18 protein-coding genes are annotated in these 18,999 nt (G+C 66.6%); 7 read left to right on the forward strand and 11 right to left on the reverse strand.

Features of this window, described 5'->3' with window-relative positions; all coding sequences use genetic code 11:
• Positions 1 to 107: 107 nt before the first annotated feature.
• The 3 genes from OKW87_RS10475 to OKW87_RS10485 are packed head-to-tail and all read right to left on the reverse strand — an operon-like array spanning position 108 to position 2,655.
• Positions 108 to 776 carry a spermidine synthase gene (locus OKW87_RS10475; RefSeq protein ID WP_265539269.1) on the reverse strand — a complete coding sequence of 223 codons (669 nt, stop codon included), beginning with the start codon at positions 774 to 776 and terminating at the stop codon, positions 108 to 110.
• A gap of 9 nt (positions 777 to 785) precedes the next feature.
• Positions 786 to 2,138, reverse strand: coding sequence for a DNA-packaging protein (locus OKW87_RS10480; protein ID WP_265539271.1), 1,353 nt, complete (start codon positions 2,136 to 2,138; stop codon positions 786 to 788).
• Positions 2,128 to 2,655: a hypothetical protein gene (locus tag OKW87_RS10485; protein ID WP_265539273.1), complete on the reverse strand. Its 528-nt coding sequence runs from the start codon at positions 2,653 to 2,655 to the stop codon at positions 2,128 to 2,130. The genes OKW87_RS10480 and OKW87_RS10485 overlap by 11 nt, the downstream gene beginning before the upstream one ends.
• A gap of 154 nt (positions 2,656 to 2,809) precedes the next feature.
• On the opposite strand from OKW87_RS10485, the gene OKW87_RS10490 reads away from it, so the two are divergent.
• Entirely contained in the window at positions 2,810 to 3,448 is a 639-nt protein-coding gene (locus OKW87_RS10490; protein ID WP_265539275.1) for a hypothetical protein, read from the forward strand.
• Positions 3,449 to 3,763: 315 nt separating this feature from the next.
• Here OKW87_RS10490 and OKW87_RS10495 read toward each other — a convergent pair whose 3' ends face one another.
• Positions 3,764 to 3,916 (reverse strand): hypothetical protein, encoded by a 153-nt coding sequence (locus tag OKW87_RS10495; RefSeq protein ID WP_265539277.1) that lies wholly within the window; start codon positions 3,914 to 3,916, stop codon positions 3,764 to 3,766.
• On the opposite strand from OKW87_RS10495, the gene OKW87_RS10500 reads away from it, so the two are divergent.
• A complete protein-coding gene (locus OKW87_RS10500) occupies positions 3,915 to 4,634 on the forward strand; it encodes a DUF3800 domain-containing protein (protein ID WP_265539278.1) in 720 nt (239 codons plus the stop codon). The two genes, OKW87_RS10495 and OKW87_RS10500, sit on opposite strands and share 2 nt — an antisense overlap.
• A 165-nt stretch (positions 4,635 to 4,799) precedes the next feature.
• Here the strand turns inward: OKW87_RS10500 and OKW87_RS10505 are convergent, their stop codons facing one another.
• Positions 4,800 to 5,768 carry an IS1595 family transposase gene (locus OKW87_RS10505; protein WP_265539279.1) on the reverse strand — a complete coding sequence of 323 codons (969 nt, stop codon included), beginning with the start codon at positions 5,766 to 5,768 and terminating at the stop codon, positions 4,800 to 4,802.
• Positions 5,769 to 6,007: 239 nt separating this feature from the next.
• Here OKW87_RS10505 and OKW87_RS10510 point away from each other — a divergent pair, with 239 nt between their 5' ends.
• The 3 genes from OKW87_RS10510 (at position 6,008) to OKW87_RS10520 (ending at position 9,735) form a co-directional block, all read left to right on the forward strand.
• On the forward strand, positions 6,008 to 7,867 hold the full coding sequence (locus OKW87_RS10510) for a diguanylate cyclase (RefSeq protein ID WP_265539281.1): 1,860 nt from the start codon (positions 6,008 to 6,010) through the stop codon (positions 7,865 to 7,867).
• 166 nt (positions 7,868 to 8,033) lie between these two features.
• Positions 8,034 to 8,462 carry a YciI family protein gene (locus OKW87_RS10515; RefSeq protein ID WP_265539283.1) on the forward strand — a complete coding sequence of 143 codons (429 nt, stop codon included), beginning with the start codon at positions 8,034 to 8,036 and terminating at the stop codon, positions 8,460 to 8,462.
• Positions 8,463 to 8,475: 13 nt separating this feature from the next.
• Positions 8,476 to 9,735 (forward strand): RNA polymerase sigma factor, encoded by a 1,260-nt coding sequence (locus OKW87_RS10520; RefSeq protein ID WP_265539285.1) that lies wholly within the window; start codon positions 8,476 to 8,478, stop codon positions 9,733 to 9,735.
• Here OKW87_RS10520 and OKW87_RS10525 read toward each other — a convergent pair.
• From OKW87_RS10525 to OKW87_RS10540, 4 genes are all read right to left on the reverse strand, one after another.
• Entirely contained in the window at positions 9,702 to 11,399 is a 1,698-nt protein-coding gene (locus OKW87_RS10525; RefSeq protein ID WP_265539286.1) for an ATP-binding protein, read from the reverse strand. The genes OKW87_RS10520 and OKW87_RS10525 overlap by 34 nt on opposite strands.
• The gene (locus OKW87_RS10530; RefSeq protein WP_265539288.1) at positions 11,400 to 12,911 is read right to left on the reverse strand and encodes an ATPase domain-containing protein; all 1,512 of its coding nucleotides are present in this window, start codon (positions 12,909 to 12,911) and stop codon (positions 11,400 to 11,402) included.
• Between the two features lie 76 nt (positions 12,912 to 12,987).
• Positions 12,988 to 13,911 carry a diaminopimelate epimerase gene (dapF, locus tag OKW87_RS10535; protein WP_265539290.1) on the reverse strand — a complete coding sequence of 308 codons (924 nt, stop codon included), beginning with the start codon at positions 13,909 to 13,911 and terminating at the stop codon, positions 12,988 to 12,990.
• A gap of 32 nt (positions 13,912 to 13,943) precedes the next feature.
• Positions 13,944 to 14,612: a glutathione S-transferase family protein gene (locus tag OKW87_RS10540; RefSeq protein ID WP_265539292.1), complete on the reverse strand. Its 669-nt coding sequence runs from the start codon at positions 14,610 to 14,612 to the stop codon at positions 13,944 to 13,946.
• Positions 14,613 to 14,733: 121 nt separating this feature from the next.
• Between OKW87_RS10540 and OKW87_RS10545 the strand changes: the two genes are divergently transcribed.
• A complete protein-coding gene (locus OKW87_RS10545; RefSeq protein WP_265539294.1) occupies positions 14,734 to 17,226 on the forward strand; it encodes a DUF2339 domain-containing protein in 2,493 nt (830 codons plus the stop codon).
• A 6-nt stretch (positions 17,227 to 17,232) separates the two neighbouring features.
• Here OKW87_RS10545 and OKW87_RS10550 read toward each other — a convergent pair whose 3' ends face one another.
• The gene (locus OKW87_RS10550) at positions 17,233 to 17,574 is read right to left on the reverse strand and encodes a PilZ domain-containing protein (RefSeq protein WP_265539296.1); all 342 of its coding nucleotides are present in this window, start codon (positions 17,572 to 17,574) and stop codon (positions 17,233 to 17,235) included.
• Positions 17,575 to 17,689: 115 nt separating this feature from the next.
• On the reverse strand, positions 17,690 to 18,166 hold the full coding sequence (locus tag OKW87_RS10555) for a DUF6456 domain-containing protein (RefSeq protein WP_265539298.1): 477 nt from the start codon (positions 18,164 to 18,166) through the stop codon (positions 17,690 to 17,692).
• A 90-nt stretch (positions 18,167 to 18,256) separates the two neighbouring features.
• Between OKW87_RS10555 and OKW87_RS10560 the strand changes: the two genes are divergently transcribed.
• On the forward strand, positions 18,257 to 18,820 hold the full coding sequence (locus OKW87_RS10560) for a helix-turn-helix domain-containing protein (RefSeq protein ID WP_265539300.1): 564 nt from the start codon (positions 18,257 to 18,259) through the stop codon (positions 18,818 to 18,820).
• The last annotated feature ends 179 nt before the right edge of the window (positions 18,821 to 18,999 follow it).

Consider the following 18,999-nt stretch of genomic DNA (forward strand, 5'->3'; position numbering starts at 1 on the left):
GCGGGGGCCCATCTCCCGGACGATCAACAAAATACAGCTGCGCTACTTCGCGGCAAAGGCACGAGATGGGCCCCGGCCTTCGCCGGGGTGACGATCGGCTGTTCAGCCTATCGCTTCTGGCCGAACCAGATCACATGCCGCGGCCCCTTGCCGTTGGACCGAGCCCGCACCGCAACCTCATCCACCAGGAAATCCGCATCGCGCATCCGCTGCTTGAACTTCGCGTCGGGCGCCGCCGACCATACCGCCAATATCCCCCCCGGCTTCAGCGCCGCCCGCGCCGCCGCCAGTCCCCGGTCCGAATAGAGCCCGTCATTCCCTCGCCGCGTCAGCCCTTCCGGGCCATTGTCGACATCCAGCAGGATCGCGTCATAGGTCCCCCGCGCATCGCGGATCATCGCCCCGACATCGTCGAACACCACATGGACGCGCTTGTCGTCCAGACAGTCGCCGGTCAGGGCCACCATCGGCCCGCGCGCCCATTCGATGATCTTGGGCACCAGCTCGCTCACCGTCACCCGCGCATTCTTGCCGAGCATCGCCAGCGCCGCGCGCAGCGTGAAGCCCATCCCATATCCGCCGATCAGCAGATGCGCGTCGCGCCGCCCCAGCCGCTCGAGCGTCATCTCGGCCAGCGCCTCCTCCGAACCGCTCATCCGGCTGTTCATCAGCTCGTTGCGCTCGAGTACGATCATGTGGTCGTCGCCGCGCCGGAACAGCCGCAGCGGCTCGCCGCCGGGAACCTCGGTCTCGTCGATCAGGATGCGTGGTATCATCCCCACCCCCTACACAATCCGGACCCGCGCCACACCCCGCTTGCCCAGCATCAATTCGTGCAGCGCCCATACCAAAGCATCGGCCCGATCCGGCGAGCGCCCCGGCCCCTCATAGCCCCCGCCCGACTGCATCCCGCAAAGCTCGTCCTCCAGTTCGGCAAAGCCCCCGACATGGCGCACCTCCCCCCGCTCATAGAGCAAGGACACCGGCTCGGCCCGTGCGCTCTTGCTCCGCGTCGCATGCACCGACGTCACCGGCAGCCCCAGATCCGCCGCCTTCAGCACGCTGCGCACCATGTCGCCGCCCTGGTTGACCTCGACCACAACCCGGTCGGCCTTGTGCCGCGCCGCGCATGCCGCCACGGCGCGCGCCCAGCCCTCGGGCGTCGCGCCGCGCAGGCTCGCATCCTCGATCACATAGGCCTTCTTGTCCGTCCCCAGCCCCACCGCGACGATCCCGCAGGCATCGCCCTCGGCACTCGCCGGCGGATCGACGCCGATCACCACCCGCACCAGCGCGGGATGCGCGCGCACTCGCCCGCGCTCGATCGTCGCCCGGCTCCACAGCGCGCCCTCGACATCCTCGAGCAACTCGCCATCCAGCTCCTGCCGCCCCAGCCGCGTGCCGGCATAAAGCGCCAGCATCGCCTCGAGGAAGCTCTCGGGCAAATGCGGATTGTCCGCGGTGCGCCCGTGCATCATCGTATTCGCAGCGACCGCCATCGCCTTCACCCGCCGCATCAGCGGAGTCCCGCTCGGCGTCGTCGTCACCAGCACGCGCGGAAAGCGCCCTCGCCGCAGCCCCAGCATCATGTTGTTCCACGCCACATCGCCCGTGCGCGGCCGCCACTTGCCCAGCTCGTCGCACCAGGCGGCATGATGCTCGGGGCCGCGCAGCGCCTCGGCCGCTTCGGACGAATAGACATAGGCCAGTGCCCCCGACGAGAACCGCAGCTCGCCTTTCTCGCGATGCCAGACCAGCGCCTCCCCGGTCCGCGCGACGTTCAGCAGCCCGCTCGGCCCCTCCACCATCACCCGCCGGACATCCTCGGCAGTCGCGCCCACCAGCGCGAACAGCCCCTCGGGAGTCCGCCGCGCCATCTCGCTCAGCCACTCCGATCCTGCCCGCGTCTTGCCGAAGCCGCGCCCCGCGAGGATCAGCCAGACCAGCGGATCGCCCCCCGGCTCGATCTGGCCTTCATGCGCCCACATCGGCCAGCGCTCCTGCAGTTCGCGGCTCTGCGGATCCTTCAGCGTCGCGATCGCGCGTATCTGCTCCGCGCGGGGCAAGGCGACGAGCGCGCGCAGGATCGCCCGGTCCTGGCGCGCCTGGGTCTCGCGCGCATCAGCCTCAGTCGCCATCGCCACGCGCCGCCTCGCCCTCGATCCTGGCCAGCCGCTTGTGCGCCGCCGCCAGCGCCTTGAGCAGGGCCGCGTTGGTTTCCTCGCGGGTGGCATTGCGCCGCGGCGGGCCGCCGTGCGCCTTGGGGCGACCCTGGCGAGTCGCGCGATACTGGCGCAGCACCGCCAGCGCGCGATCGAAGTCGAACGGCGGCGGCGCCATCTCCGCTTCGGCGCGCATCGGATCGCCCGGCTCCAGCGGCTGCCCCGCGCCGCCATGCTCCAGCACCAGCGCCTCGAGCCGGTCATATCCCGTTTCCAGCGCCTCTCGCCACTGGACGATGAACTGCGGATCCCGGGCACGGTGCCGATAGGGCGCCGTGCAGCTGACTCCGGCATGGCTTGCCGCCATGCTGACGTTGCAGGTCAGCGCCAGCGCATCGAGAAACTTCTGGCGCTTGGCGGGCGTGAACATGTTCGCCCTGGGTTTGCGCTTCTGGCGCAGCCCCGCATGCCGGCTGATCACCTGCTCGGCCATTCCGTCCCCCAACTTGTCACGGATGCAAAAAGGCCGGCGCACCTCTCGATGCCCGGCCCGACTCGCAATTCTTCAGCGTGCCTGTGGTGTGGCGTATATGTAGTTTACACACCCAAGGAATCCCGCATATGATGCCGACATGGATTCCGGGGGCATGCCTAAGACACAACTTGATTGGCTCGGGGTTACAGCCCTGTGGGTCGGGGCGATGGTCGAGGCAGTCAAGGCTGGCGGTCTACCGCTCATGACAGGCGCCCCAGCGTGGCTGGCGAGCAATATCTGGGGATATGTCCCGGCGATCTTGGTTTCATTCTACATCGTGGTGGCGCTCTATCGCTTGTGGCGCCCCAATAAAGCCGGAACATACGACTCCGTATACCCGGTGCAGCAGCCAGTTTACCCGGGAAAGCAGCCCGTCAAGCCAGATCCGGAGCCACAACTCAGAGAGGCCGATACAAAAGGCCGTACGTTTTTGTCGTCTAACATGACACCTCAAGATCTCATGGATATGTGCGCAAACAAAACTGACGCGCACGCGGAAAGGATAGTGGCGCCTTATATCGGAAAATGGTATCGTTACTCCGGTTTAGTGCATAACGTGATTGTATTTGGTAGGTATGTGCAGGTACGCTTTGAAGTGCCCGACCTTCGAGTGATCAAAGCTAACATCCCAGGCAACTTAGACTTGGCGGATGTCCTGCATAAAGGCGACAAGTTAGAGGTGGCTGGCCGTATTTCCGAGATAGACTCGGTGACTTTTGCACTGGCCGATGCCGAGGTGATTGCCCGCTAGTCTGCCTACGCTTTTTCATACGGCGCAATCCGGCAGCATGCCGATTCCTCTAGCACGAGCGTTACGCTGTGTCAAGAGAAATAACCGATTTGGTTCGCTAGTCGTCTTCACTGTGGAGGCTTCGCCCCCGGCCTACAGAGTGCTCTATCAGGTTAAGCAGGGTCTCTTGGCGGGCCTGCAGCTGCTCGATCTTCCATCGCTGCTCATAGAGCATGGCGCGCTGTCCAGCCGCCTTTCGCGCTAGGTCCTGGACGATCGCTAGCGCCCACGCCGTGCAACCCGCGATCACCACGCATATGGCGATCGTGTCACTTGTCACTCCGACTTCTCCGGCACCGGCTTATGCTTCACCAGCTTCCCCACGCGCTCCTTGAAGCGCTCGGGGTCGTCGTCCGTCTCTAGCTCGCGCGCGGCTTGCTTGAACTTGTCGAGTTGACTCTGGGCGCTGTTGTCAGATGTTGCGGTCATGTGGTTCGCCTACATTGATGAGTCGAAAGACAATGGGAAATTCTACATATACACCGCCCTCATCATAAAGGGCGATGGGTGGGCCGACACCTTTGCCAAGGTGAAGGATTTTCGCCGCCTTCTCCGTGATGAGCACGGTATCTATATGGCCCAAGAGCTTCACGCTTGGAAGTTTGTGGCTGGCAAAGGTCAGATTGCTGACCATCCTATTCTGAAGCCTGAAAGGGCTGAGATTTTTCGCAAGGTTCTACGCTTCATAGCAGGCAGCAACCGATTCAATGTCATGAGTAGCTGCAACGTCAACGAGCAGTACGCCTTCGAGCGTCTCATGAATCGCATAAACCGCACAGCGCAGGCCAAGAAGCAAAACGTGCTGCTGTTTTTCGATCAAGGTGAAGAGGCGGAAATGACGCGACGCATCAGACGAATGCGCGTGCACAACCCGATCCCAAGCCGCTTTGGAAGCTGGCTAGGCACCGATAAGGCCACGAAAAGCATTCCTTTATCGAACTGCGTCGAAGATCCAATATTCAAAGACTCGAAGGCTTCGTATTTTATCCAGTTAGCCGACTTCTGCGCCTATGCTCTTCTCAGGATGGAGCGGCCCCTAGCGAGCAAAACGGCGCTCGGGTATGATACAATGTATGAAGAGTTGAAGCCGTGTAGCCGTCGCGTCACTAATGCTTCTGATCCGCGAGGGATGGGCATCATTAGATAAAAAAGGTGCCAGACCTACCCCGGCCTTCACCGGATCAGACTGGCACTTTACATATACTCTACGCGGCGCAAAAATCAATAGAATCAGCGCCTTGCTAAGCCATTGATCCGATTCAGATTTCGCATAAACGCGAATTGAAGCTGCCCTCGCAACAACAAGGGTTGTTCATGCTTCGATATCAGGTGTTTTGTAGGTGAGGCGCTTGCCGACGATGCCCGCAACCGCGTTGCGCGACCGCTGGCGATCATCAATGCCGTTGGCGATGCGGTTGTTATAGCGGAACTCGAACTCGGCCAAATAGCGGTGAAGGTGCTGCTCGCCGCAATGCTGATACACGCCCTTCATGCCGCGCTTGAAGATCGAGAACGCGCCTTCAACAGTGTTGGTGTGGATGGTGCGGTCCTTAAGATCGACGTACTGGCGAGCGCCGTGGAGCGTGGTGCCATGCTCAGCGAACTCACGGCCGATTTTCTTGTACATCTTGGCTTCGTCCGTCATCAGGCGGGCTTCGCGGCTGATGTTCGCCAGCACGATCGGGTGGACCGTCTCGGCGCGGAAGCGGTCAAAGGTGAAGGTGCGCATGGTGCCGCTTTCGCGGTCTACCAGCGCCAGAACGCCGAACTTGTGAGCATGGCCGCCACCGCGATTGTGCGGGACGTCGCGCTTCTGGCCGAAATAGGTCTCATCCACCTCGACCGCGCCACCGTTCGAACCGAACGGGGTGAGGTCGCCAGAGCGCATGGCTTCGCGGATGCGGTGGGCAAGGAACCACGCCGACTTATACTGCACCTCTAGGACGCGGGCGAGCTGGTGCGAGCTGATACCCTTCTTGCTGGAAACCATCAGGTGGACGGCCTGGAGCATCTTGTGGAGCGGCATGCGGGCATGCTCGAACACGGTGCCCACCTTTACGGTGAACTGCTTGCGGCACTCGCCACACTTCTTGAGGCCGTGACGCACGACGCCTTCGGGGTTCTTGACGCTCGGCTTGGAGCGGACACCGGCAAGGTCATAGACGCGCGAACCGATCACGCCGCAGTGCGGACATACGACCCCATCAGCCCACACGATGCTCTCAAGGAACGCGAAGGCCTTGGCTTCATCGTGGAAGTGCGGGGAAGAGAGAACCGACATGGTGATGTGCTCCGTTGATACGAAGCTTATGCATCATTCGCGTGGGTTTGTAAACTACATAATCGCGTGTGGTGTGCCATATAAGCGTGACGATGTCAAGTGCAATGTGCCTATTTGGTTATTAAGCCATGCTAGTGGGAGCCGCGTGTGGGTACGCGACCGTAACAACCCCTACTTCACGGTTAGGCCTTTCTTAAACCGTCCCGCCTAGCTCGCAGAACCGAATTGCGAGTGATATCATGCCTGTGCTGCTATCTTCTCTCTCCTACCGCGTCGGCTTGCTGGGAGTGTTCCTCGCATGCTCGCTGCTGGCGCTCGTTGCCCTGTTGCTGAGCAACGGTGCGCAGATGCGCTCCGATTTCGCCGAAGTCGATCATACCCAGCAAGTCATCCAGGCGCTCGACGACGCGCGGACCGATCTCAGCGAAGCCGAATCCGGGCTGCGCGGCTTCCTGCTTACCCGGAACCCAGCGTATGCGGGCGCGCTCGATTCGAACATTTCCGGCGCCGGCGCCAGGCTTGACCAGCTGGCCGAGCTCACCGCTGACAATCCCGGCCAGAACGTCCGTGCCGTGCGCCTGCGCGAGGCCTTCACCCAGCGCGTCGAGACGCTGCGGGCGCCGCTCGAACTGGCACGGCAGAAGCGCTTCGACGATGCGAACGCGCTCGTCGCGCGCGGCCACGGGCTTCGCCTGACCCAGGACTTCCGCCGGAGGGCCGCCGAGATCAAGCAGGAGGAGCGTCGCTTGCTCGAGCTTCGGCTCGCTGCCGCCAATGGCCAGGCGACGAAGCAGCGCCTGCTGGTCTCCGCCGGCGGCGCCATCATCATCGGCATCCTGATCCTTTGCATCACCTTGCTGATCCGCAGCGTCCACCGCCCGATCGCCTCGATGCTGGCGTCGATGACTGCATTCGGAGAGGGCGATCGCACCGCGCGCGTCGATCCCAGAACCGGCACGCAGGAATTCGACCGGCTGGCGGTCGCCTATAACGACATGGCAGATCTGGTGGTGAACGCCGCCAGCCTGCGCGAGGGCGTGAGCGACGCCGAGCTGCACCGCGCCAACGAGGATCTGCGCCAGCAGGGCGAAGTCCTGCGCGCGCGCGGCGAAGTCATCGAGCTGCTCGGCGGGATGGCGCACCGCATGCAGGCGGCGCGGACCGACGAAGAACTTGCCGCGGTGATCCACTGCTTCGTGCCGCGCGTCCTCCCTGGCGTCCCCGGCGCGCTCTACGCGCACAACAATTCGCGCAACCTGCTCGTCCGGCTGGCGAACTGGGGCGCGATCGGCGAGACGCCGGAAACCTTCGCGCCGGATCAATGCTGGGGCCTGCGCCGCGGACAGAGCCATTTCATCGATGCTCCGGGCACCGACGTCGTCTGCGCCCATGTCGGCGATCCCGCCGCAACCTATCATTGCGAGCCGCTGCTCGCCGGCGGCGAAGTCATCGGCGTGCTCCATCTCGGCGGCGTGATCGAGCCCGAGAGCCGCTTCCGCCTCACCGTGCTGACCGAGAATATCGCCTCGGCCTTGCTCAACCACAGCCTACAGCGCGGCCTGCGCGAGCAGACGATTCGCGATCCGCTCACCGCCCTGTTCAACCGTCGCTATATGGAAGAGACGCTCGATCTCGAGATCGCCCGCGCCTCGCGCGGCGGCACCCCGCTCAGCCTGGTGATGTGCGACGTCGATCACTTCAAGCGGTTCAACGATCAGTTCGGCCACGATGCCGGCGACGCGGTGCTGCGCTCGGTCGCCGCCGTGATGCGCAATCATTTCCGCGACGGCGACGTCGTCTGCCGGTTCGGCGGCGAGGAGTTCACGATCATCGCCCCCGGCGCCGAGCCCGAGATGGTCGCCGAACGCGTCGAGCTGCTGCGCGAGGCGATCTGCGCGATCTCGGCGCGGCATGGCGGCCAGTCGCTCGGCCCGATCAGCATGTCGTTCGGCATCGCCGCCTGGTCGAACGCGATGCGCGACGGTTCGGCGCTGGTCCAGCTTGCCGACGCGGCGCTCTACCAAGCCAAGAATAACGGCCGCAACCAGGTCCGGATCGCCGACCAGCCCGGCGCCCATCTCGCGATCGCCGCCGAATAGCCGCGGCAACTGGCACGCCGCAAGGACCAGCCGTCATCCCGGCGAAGGCAGCAGCCCCCCCGCCGCGAACCGCAAAAATAATCGAATCACCCTGTCGATTCGCGACACGCTCGCTCGTCGTCCCGATGCGATGCTATGGTGGCATCCGCAAACCGGGAGACAGACGATGCGGGTCATGGTGTTCGGCATGATGGACGAGAGCAAGGCAGGCGCGATGGAGCCCACGCCTGAAATGCTCGAAGGGTTCGCAGCGATGGATCGCTTCACCGAGGAACTGGTGGAGGCCGGCGTCTTCATCGCCGCCGCCGGATTGAAGCCCAGCGCCGAATCCAAGCGGATCGTCACCGATGGGGTCAGCCGCACCGTCATCGACGGTCCGTTCGCCGAAGCGCGCGAGCTGGTCGTCGGCTTCTCGATCTGGGAAGTGAAGGATATGGACGAGGCGATGGCCTGGGCGCAGCGCAGCCCGCTGATGGGGCCGGGCGTGATGGAAATCAGGCCCTTCTACGAGGCGGCCGACCTGGCCGACTATGTCACGCCCGAGGATCTGGCCGCGCCGCGCGACGGCGAACGCGGCAGGCTCGGCGTCGCCTGAGCCGAACAGCGGTGTGACCGCAGGCGAGACGCATCGGGCGATCGCGGCCGCCTTCCGCATCGAGCGCGCGCGGCTCGTCGCGGGCCTCGCCCGCTTGATGCGCGACATCGACCGTGCCGAGGAGCTGGCGCAGGACGCGTTGCTCGTCGCCTTGGCCGAATGGCCGCGCACCGGCATTCCGGCCAATCCGGGCGCCTGGCTGATGGCCGTCGCCAAGCGGCGCGGCTTCGACTTGCTGCGGCACGACCGGATGCGCGCACGCAAGCATGCGGAGATCGCGCAGGCCCCGCAAGCCGTGCGCGACGTCGAGGGCGAGGTGATCGCGGCGATGGAAGACGATCTCGGCGACGAACTGCTCGGCCTCCTCTTCACCGCGTGCCACCCGATGCTCGCGCGCGAGGCCCGCGCTGCGCTCACGCTGCGCGTGGTCGGCGGCCTCACCACCGACGAGATCGCCCGCGCCTTCCTGTCGAGCGAGGCCACGATCGCCCAGCGGATCGTCCGCGCGAAAAAGGCAATCGCGAGAGCGGCCCTGACCTTCGAAACCCCGCGCGGGTCCGAGCGGGCGGCGCGGCTGCCCGCAGTGCTGGAGGTCGTCTATCTGATCTTCAACGAAGGCTATGCCGCCACTGCCGGCGACGATCTGATCCGCGCCGATCTGTGCCGGGAGGCGCAACGGCTGGGTCGCGTGCTGGCCGGGCTGATGCCCCGCGATCCCGAAGTGCTCGGCCTGCTCGCGCTGATGGAAATCCAGGCGTCGCGCCTCGCCGCGCGCACCGCGCCGGACGGCGCGCTCGTCCCGCTCGACCGGCAGGATCGTGCGCGCTGGGATAGGCTGCTGATCCGCCGTGGCCTCGATGCGCTGGCCCGGGCCGAAGCGCTGGCCGGTGCCTCGGCCGGCCCCTATCTGCTGCAGGCCGCGCTCGCCGCCTGCCACGCCCGCGCGCGCCGCGCCGCCGATACCGATTGGCCGCGCATCGCCGCGCTCTATGATCGGCTGCGCGCCGTGACGCCCTCGCCGGTGGTCGATCTCAATCGCGCGATCGCTTGGGGCATGGCGTTCGGGCCCGATGCCGGCCTGCGCCTGCTGGACGACCTCGCCGATGCTCCCGCGCTGCGTCACTATGCCCCGCTGCCGGCGGCACGCGCCGACCTGCTGTTCCGAACCGGACGGTGCGGCGAGGCTCGTCCCCATTTCCAGGCCGCAGCCGCGCTGGCCCGCAATCGCCAGGAGCGCGCCTATCTGCTCGCCCGCGCCTTGGCCTGCGGCTGATCCACGCCGCCCGCCGCCGATTCGATCGCCTGCGCCAGTTCCTCGATCCCGAACGGTTTCCGCAAGACCTGCGCAATCACATTTGCCCGCGCCGCCGCGTCGGTGTCGGCATAGCCCGTCGCCAGCACGATCGGCATGTCGGGCGCCATCGCACGTGCCTCCAGCGCCACCTCGACGCCGTTGCGCCCGGGCATCGCATAGTCGACGATCAGCAGGTCCGGCATCTCCCGCCGCATCAGCGCCAGCCCATCCTCCCCGTTCGAAGCCTCCACCGTCGCATAGCCAAAAAGCGCTAGAGATTCGACCATGAACCTGCGAACTCCGTCATCATCGTCGATCACCAGCACGCGGCGATGCACGTCCGCCGGCGCCGCTTCGCCAGCCGACTCGTCCCTGCCGTCGGCTGCCGGTGGCTCGGTTCGCGGCAGCCAGATGCTCACCGTCGTGCCCACGCCTTCCTCGCTCTCGATCTGCGCGAGCCCGCCCGATTGCTGGGCAATGCCGAACACCTGGCTGAGCCCCAGCCCGGTGCCCTTGCCCAGCGGCTTGGTGGTGAAAAAGGGGTCGAACACGCGCGTAAGCAACTCCGGCGAAATCCCGCTGCCGGTATCGCGCACCCGGATCACGCCATATCGGCCCGGCGCAAGTCCGGCGGGCGGCACGGCGTCGGCATCCGTCTCGATCGTCAGCACGCCCCCCTCGGGCATCGCGTCGCGCGCGTTGATCGCCAGGTTGAGTACAGCGAGTTCGAGCTGTTGGAAATCGGCGCTCACCCACGGGGTCTGTGGGTCGGTCACCCGGCGCGTCTCGATCTGCGGCCCTATGGTGCGGTGGAGCAGATCGTCCATCCCCGCGATCAGCGCATTGATGTCGATCGGCGTCAACGCCAGCTGCTGCGTGCGCGAGAATGCAAGCAATTGCTGGGTCAGCTTCGCCGCGCGCTCGGACGCGCTGCTCGCGAAGCGCGCATAGCGCGCGATCCGGGAATCCTTGGCCAGGCGCCCGATCAGCTCGAGATTGCCCGAGACGACCGTCAGCAGATTGTTGAAATCATGCGCGATCCCGCCGGTCAGCTGGCCGACCGCCTCCATCTTCTGCGATTGGACCAATGCCGCCTGCGCCCGCTCGCGCTCGGCGACTTCGCGCATCAATTCGTTGTTGGCGCGCGAAAGTTCGGCGGTACGCTCGGCAATCCGCGTCTCCAGCGTCGCATTGAGCTGGGTCAGCCGGTCCTCGGCGGCCTGCAACTCCTGCAGCTGCGCACGCGCCTCATATTGCCGCCGCCGCACGCGCAGCGCTGAAGTCACGGCGCTGGTCAGCGTGTCCGAGTGGATCGGCCGCTCCAGCACCACGACGTTGCCGAGCCGCTGCAGCAGCCGCATCGCCTCGCGCGGTCGGCTGCCGGCGCGCTTGGTGGCGAGCAGGATGAACGGAAAGTCGGACCAAGGCGCCTGCGCGTCGAGCCACGCCTCGATCTCCGATGAATCGGCGCCGACGAAGGATTCCTCGGTCACCACTGCGGTCCCCGCCCCCTCGGCCAGCCCGTGCGCCAGCGCCGCGGGGTTGGCGCATGCAATCGATCGGTGCCCCTGCTTCGCCAGCAACTGCTCGATCACGATCGCGTCGCGTCCGCGCAACGCGAACAGGAGGATGCGGTCCTGCACTCAGCGCTCGGCGACGGCAGGTTCCGCGCCCAGCAGCGCGGTTTCGCCGCGATAGGTCGGCAGGCCGCTCAGCACGCCCTCGAAATCCTTGAGCGGCACACCGATCGTCAGCCCGGTGCGCCCCAGTCGGAACTCGCGGATCGTCGACTCATGCGCAGTCGTCCGGCTTTTCGCCACAGAGATCGCCTTCAGCATCTCGCCGCTCGATTCGAAATAGCGGAAGATCACGATCGTGTCGGACAGATAGCTCAGATCGACTTCGGAACGAACGTCGCCGATCGTGCCATGCTGGCCCAAGATTAGCAGCGTGATCACGCCCTGCTGGTTCAGATAGCTCAGCATCTCATGCATCTGCAGGATCAGATATTTCTCGCCCGGCATTGCCTGAAGGAAGGCGTTGAGGCTGTCGATCACCAGGAAGTCGATACCTTCCTTCTCAACCGCGTCGCGAACCCAGCTGGCAAATTCGCCCGGGGTCAGCTCGGCGGGATCGATCTGCACCACCTTCAGCGCACCGCTCTCCAGATGCGGCGCCAGGTCCATCCCCAGCGCCTTCGCGCGGGTGAGCAAGGTCGCGCGGCCCTCGTCGAACAGATAATAGGCCACCTTCTGGCCGTGCCCGATCGCCGCGATTGCGCATTGCACCGCGGTACTGGTCTTGCCGACGCCGGAAGGCCCGTTGAACAGCGCGTTGGTGCCCGTCGCCAGCCCGCCGCCCAGCATCTGGTCGAGGCGCTCGACACCGGTGGAGACCAGATGCTCGGTGAAATTGGTGTGATGCTCGGCCGCAATCAGCCGTGGAAAGACCGCGACCCCGCCGGTCTCGATCGTGAAATCGTGGAATCCGCCCCGATATTTCACGCCGCGCATCTTGACCACGCGCAGCCGCCGCCGTTCGGTGCCATATTCCTGCGTGCTCTGCTCCAGGGTTATCACGCCATGCGCGATGCTGTGCAGTTGCAGGTCGCCGGGGTCCGAGCTGCGATCGTCGAGCATCAGCACGGTGCAGCCGCGCAGCGAGAAATATTGCTTCAGCGCCAGGATCTGGCGGCGGTAGCGCAGCGAATTCTGCGCGAGCAGCCGCATCTCGGACAGGCTGTCGAACACCACGCGTTGCGGCCGAAGCCGATCGACGCACTCGATCACCCCCTGGATCGTCTCGCCCAGTTCGACTTCGTTGGGCTCCAGAATCGATTGCTCGGCTTCGGGATCGAGCCCGTCGCGGCTGACCAGCTCGAACAATTCGATGCCCGACAAGTCCCAGTCATGGCTACGCGCCACTTCACGCAGCTCGGCCGCCGTCTCGGACAAGGTGATATAGAGCCCGCGGTCGCCGCGGCGCGCGCCTTCCAGCAGAAATTGCAGCGCAATCGTCGTCTTGCCGCTACCGGGTGTGCCTTCGAGCAGGTACGCGCGATTGCCGGTCAGCCCGCCGCCCAAGATATTGTCGAGATCGGGAATGCCGATGGAAACAGGCTCGGCCTTGGTCGACACGTCTGCGCTGCTACTCATCCAATCCTCATAGCCGGTGACCCGAAAGCCGCTGTCCTTACACTAACGTACCGAACCGGATTTGGGTGCATCCGCCTCAAACGGACGGCATGGAAAGCGTCGCTTCGGCCCAGGCCTCGGCCTCCTCGTCGCGCCGAGACACCACCCGCGCGTCGCGCGCGGTCGCCGCAACGGGATCGACCTCCACCGTCGCGTCATAGAGGAAGGTGGCGTTGCCGCTGATCGTCACGAAATGGTCGGCGGTGGCACGTCCGCGCACGAGCCCGCCCTCGTTATAGACGAGCATTTCGGCCCCGAACGGCACCCGCTCGGTCAGCGCCGCGGCCAGCACCGACGAAGCCATCGCGCTCCCGCAACTGTCGGTAAGCCCGACTCCGCGTTCATAGGTCCGCACGAACAGATCTTCCCCCCGCGTCTCGACGAAGGAGACATTGGCCCGCTCGGGCACCAGCGCGGGCGCGGCTTCGCAATATTCGCCCAGCGCCACCAGTTCGGCCTCATCCACCTGCGCGACGAAGGTCAACAGATGCGGATTGGGCATCGCCACCGCGATAAATTCCCGCATGCTCGGCAATGCCGATGTCGGTCCGGTCATTCCGATTGCATTGGCCCCTGTCGCCGCCGGCCCCACCGTCGTGCGCACCGTCGCCACACCCGGCGCCAGCGCGGCCACCCGCGCCACCTCGGCGCTGCTGGTCCGCAATTTCACCCGCGCCGCATCGATCCCCAGCGCCTCGAACCCCGCCCGCGCGACGCATCGCAACCCGTTGAGGCAAGTCTCCGCCTCGGACCCATCCGCGTTGAACATCCGCATCCCGAACGGATGCTCGGCATCCCCCTCGACTAGCAGCAACATCCCGTCGCCCCCCACCGGCCCGTCGCGGTCCGCTAGCGCCCGCGCCACACCGGCCCATTCCGCGTCGCTCAGGGAAAGCGCGCGCGCGTCGATCAGTGGGAAGTCATTTCCCGATCCGTGGCACTTGGTCAACGCAATCCGCATACACCCCATTTAGGGGGATGCGGGCCTCTTGGCTACTCGACGGCCGCGAGCACCGGCCCGCCCATCGCGTGCACCATCCCTTGGTCGCGCGCGATGCAGTCGGCAAAGCTTGGCCGAGCGTGGAGCGCCGCCACATAAGCGGCCGTGCGCGGATAGGAAGCAGGATCGATCCTCACGCCAATGCAGCCCAGCGTGGCGAACGGGCCGGCGACGGCGATGTCGGCCAGCGTCAGCCGATCCTCGACAAGGAAATTGGACGTGGGGATCACGCCCTCCAGATAGGCCAGGATCGGCGGCAGCAGATCGCGCTCGGCGGCGTCGGCCGCCGCATGATCGCATTCCTGCTTCAGGACGCGCGGGCGCACGAAGCGATTGCCGAAGATCGCGCTGCTCGCCGTCATGACCAGCGTGTCCGCCAGTTCGTCGAACCAGATCGTCCGGGCCCGCGCGCGCGGCTCGGCCGGGATCAGGTTCGGCTCGGGATATTGCGCCTCCAGATAAGTCACGATCGCGCTGGAGTCGGAGATCGTGAAGTCGCCGTCGCGAAATCCCGGCATCTTGCCGAACGGACTGGTCACGCGGAACTCTTCGCCACCCTGCCCCATACCCGCAGGCTTGAGCTCGATCTCGAGCCCCTTCTCCGCCCCGAACACCATGCATTTGCGCACATAAGGCGACAGCGTCGAGCCATAGACGATCACGGCATCCTCCCGATTTCGGGAGTGATCGTACCAGCACCGCGCATGCCTGCAAAGCCGCGCAAATCGCGCAAGGCCGTGCTTTATCGCGACAGGCTGGGCGAGCTGTGTCAGAGAGCCGCCCGTGGAAGCCCTGATCCTCCTGCTCATCCTCGGCGGCGCCGTGGCCTTCCAGCGGGTCCTGCGGCGGATCGGCTTGCTGGAGGCTGAGCTGCGCCGTCTCGAAAGCCGGCTCGAACGCAGCGATGCGCGCGCATCAAGCGAGGCGCCGGAGCGCGATACCGCAGCCGCCACCGCGCGGATCGTGGCACGCGCCGTGATCACCGCGGAGGAGGACACCGCCGCCGCTCCGACAGAGAAGGCCATCGCACCTCCGCCACCCCCAATTCCCTCCCAGCCCGAGCCGCGCCTCAACCTCGAATCGCTGATCGGCGGTCGATTGCCGATCTGGATCGGCGGCGCGGCGCTCGTTCTCGCCGGCATCTTCCTCGTCCGCTACTCGATCGAGAGCGGTCTGCTCGGACCCGGCACCCGCACCGTCTTGGCCGCCCTGTTCGGCGTCGCGCTGGTCGCCGCCAGCGAAGCCGCGCGCCGCTTCCCCGCCACCGCGGAGGATCCCCGCGTCGCCCAGGTCCTCGCCGGTGCCGGAATCGCCAGCCTCTACGGCACGCTCTACATGGCCGCCGCGCTCTACGATCTCGTCACGCCGCTTCCCGCCTTCATGCTCGTGCTGCTCGTCACCGGCGCCGCGATGGCGCTGGCGCTGCGCCACGGCCCGCCCACCGCGGTGATGGCGCTGGTCGGCGGCTTCGCGGCCCCGCTCGTCGCCGGCTTCGACGCGGCCGGGATCGGTCCCCTGCTCGTCTATCTTGCGCTGTTCATCACGGCCCTGTTCGGGCTCGCAGTGCATCGCGGCTGGGGCTGGCTGGCGCTCGCCGCAAGCGTCGCCGGTTTCGGCTGGATCAATTTCCTCGTCGCCTCACTCGACGGGCGCCCGCAGGACCTGTCGGCGGTCGGCGCCTTCACGATGCTGCTCGCCGCCTGCGCCAGCGTCGCGCTCCCCGCCACCGGCACGCGCAACCCGTGGCTGCGGCTAGCCCCTTTGGTCGCCGGCTTCGTCCAGCTCGTGGCGCTCGCCCCCGCGCTCGAATTCGGCGCGCTCGCCTGGAGCTTCTACCTGGTCCTCGCCGCCGCAGCTTTGTTCCTCGCGTGGCGCGATAACCTCTATCTCCCCGCCGCACTCGCCGCGCTCGGCTTCCTGCTGCTGCTCGAAGCGCTCGCGCTGATCCAGCCCGAACGCAGCGCCACCCCGATCGCCGCCATCCTCGCCACGCTGCTTTTCGCCGTCCCCGGCCAGCTTTTCGCGCCCCGCGATCGCCGCTGGTCGATCCTGGCGCTGGGCGGCAGCGCCGGGCCGCTGCTCGTGGCGCATGCCTGCGCGCCGTCCTTGCTCGATCCGCTCGCCTGGGGCCTGCTCGAACTGATCGCCGCCGCCGCCTGCGCACGGCTCGCTTGGCTGGATCGTGCGCGCACCGATGCCGCACCGGCCCCCGCCAGCGCCGCCGCCGCTCTGCTCGCCACCGTCGGCCTCGCCCAGTTCCTCCCCGGCGCCTGGATCGCCGTCCCGCTCAGCCTCGCGATCGTCGCGCTCGCCGCCTGGGCGCGCAGCGCAGCCAGCCCCCGCCTCTTCTTGCTGCCGGCCTTTCCCTATCTGGCGGCATTGGTCGCAGCCGCGCTGCCGCTGGTGACGCTCGGCGATCTCATCCTCGCTTCGACCACCGGCGATCGCCTTCCCTATCTGCGCCTGCCCGCGCTCGGCGACTTCTTCCGCGGGCTCGCTTTGCCCACCGCCGCGTTGCTCTTCATCCTGCTCGATCCCCGCATGCTCGCCGGGGCGCGGCGGCTGGTCGGCGGCATCGGCATCGGCATCGCCATCCTCTTGCTCTACGCGCTCGCCAAGCAGCCGCTCGCCATCGCCGATCTCCCGCGGTTCGGCGAATGGGGCTTCGTCGAGCGTGCCTTGCTCACCCAGGCCTGCCTGGCCGCAGGCTGGCTGATGCTCCGCCGAGGCCTGCTGCCGACCTTTGCCGGAATCCTGCTGACGCTGGGACTGGCGCGGCTCGTCTGGTTCGATCTGCTGATCCTGTCGCCGGTGCTGGTCCCCCAGGCGGTCGGCAGCCTCCCGCTGCTCAACGCCTTCGTGCTCCATCTGGCGCTCGCCGCCTTCTGGCTGTGGGCGCTCGGTCCCGCCCGCCCGATCCGCGCCGGCGCCGCCTTGCTGACGATCGCCGCCGCGCTCGCCTTCGTCCGCCAGGCCGCGCATGGCAGCATCGTGACCGGCCCGGTCGGCACCGGCGAGAATGGCGGCTATTCGGCGATCCTGCTCGGCGTGGCCTTGTTCTGGCTATGGCGCGGCATCAGCGCCGCGAGACATGATCTGCGCGTTGCCGGCCTGGTCCTGCTGACGCTCGTCACCTTCAAGGTCTTCCTGATCGACGCCGCCGCGCTCGACGGAATCCTGCGGATCCTGTCCTTCCTAGGGCTGGGCGTCGCGCTGATCGGCATCGGCTGGGCCTATAACCGCTTCCTCGGCAAGACGGCGACCCCTGCGCGCTGACGAGGGCTAGCTCGCGAGCCCCAGCCGACGCGTGGCGTTCGCGATCACCTCGGCTTGCTCGCGCAGCAGCGCCTCGATCTGGGCAGGCGGGATCGGCGCATCGAAATGCAGTCCGAAGCGCTGTCCGCTCGCCCAGGCCACCCGCGCCGCGCCCAGCACCGCCCCGCACGCCAGTTCGACGGCATCGCCGGGCGCCGGCGCGCGCTGCGCATAAGCAAGCGCACCGCTGGTCGACAGGTTGAGCAGGTGCACCCGCTCGCGTTCCCCCGATCCGCACACCATTTCGGCCGGCTGGAACAGTTTGATTCTCGGCGCACGGCGGCGCTCGTCCGTTTTGATTTGGTTCAACATGATGACCCCCGACAGCCTGTGGCCGCACATATCGCACGAGTGCCGCCGCCCGTTCCCCACTTTCATCCCTAGCGCTTTGTTAAACCTGATATTTAAGACGAACCGAGTCGCGTCAGGGCAAGCGGTAGTGATCCGCCAGCCGATCCAGCGCGAGCCCGAGCACCACTTTGCCCGCCCGCATCGGCCAGCCGAGTGCCTTCTCGGCGCCGGCCAGCCCTTCGCCCGCGCACACCACCCGCCATAATATGTCGCAAAGGCCGGGGCCTGCCGCGCCTACCGCCGCGTCGAACCGCCGCTTGGCCGCGATCTGCGCCAGCGTCGGGTCGAGCGCCTCGCTCGCCCCGCGCCGCCCCGCCGCCCGCGGCGCGCCGTCCCAGCGCATCGTCACCCGCGCGCCCAGCGACGCGGTCTCATAATCGGCCCGCAATCGCTCGCCCGCCTCATATTGCCGTGCATCGACATGCCCGCGCGCGCGAAGCCAGGACAGCGGCGATTCGCCCAGATTGACGGTAACGCTCCGCCCCCCGCGGCCGCCCTGGACCACGTTCCGACCCGCACCATCCACGCCCCTATCCACCAGCTCGCGCATCATGATCTCCTTTTGTTCCGATTCGCACCTCTTGCCATGAAGGCTCATGTGTAGGAAAGAGAAAAACCAGATCGGTTAGGAGATTTCTCGATGATCACGGCAATCCGCGAAGTTCGCCGGGCAAAGGGCCTGACGCTCGAAGACGTGGCGCTGCGTTGCGATCCACCGACCACCGCACAGACCGTGGGCCGGCTCGAGACCGGCACCCGCACCGTCTCGGTCGGCTGGCTCAACCGCATCGCCGCCGCGCTCGAGGTCGACGCCGCCGATCTCGTCCGGCTGCCCGATCGGCCCGAAATACCGGTCGCCGCGTTGCTCGATGCCTCGGGCGCGCAGGCACCGCGCCGCCCCTCCAATGTGGTCCCGCCGCGCGCCGAGCCGGGCATGACCGCGGTCACCGTCACCGGCGGGATCGGCGACTATCGCGCCGGCGACGAAATCTGGTGCGCGATGCTCGCCCCCGAAGCCTTTGCCCGCGCGTTGAACCGCGACGTGCTGGTCCCGCGCCCCGCGGGCCGCTTCCTGTTCGGTCGGCTGATCGGCCGCGAAGAGGGCAAGCTCCATCTGCTCCCGCTCGGCGCCGGCACCCGCCAGCAGGTCGTCGCCAATCCGCCCTGGATCGCTTATGCCGTCCGCCTGGTCCGCGGACTGTAGCGTCCGGAACTATGCGGCTGACATCCCGTTCGTTAAAGATGGGCCGATGCTGCGCCGACCGAGCGCCGGCGGCCCGTTGAAAGTCCCTATGCCGAACGCCCGACCCCAGCGAACCAAAAAGCCCACAGCGCATCGCGCAATCCTCCTCTCGCTCCTCGCCACCCTGGCCGCGTCGACGT

This window comes from Sphingomonas sp. M1-B02, assembly GCF_026167525.1.
Classification (GTDB): Bacteria; Pseudomonadota; Alphaproteobacteria; order Sphingomonadales; family Sphingomonadaceae; genus Sphingomonas.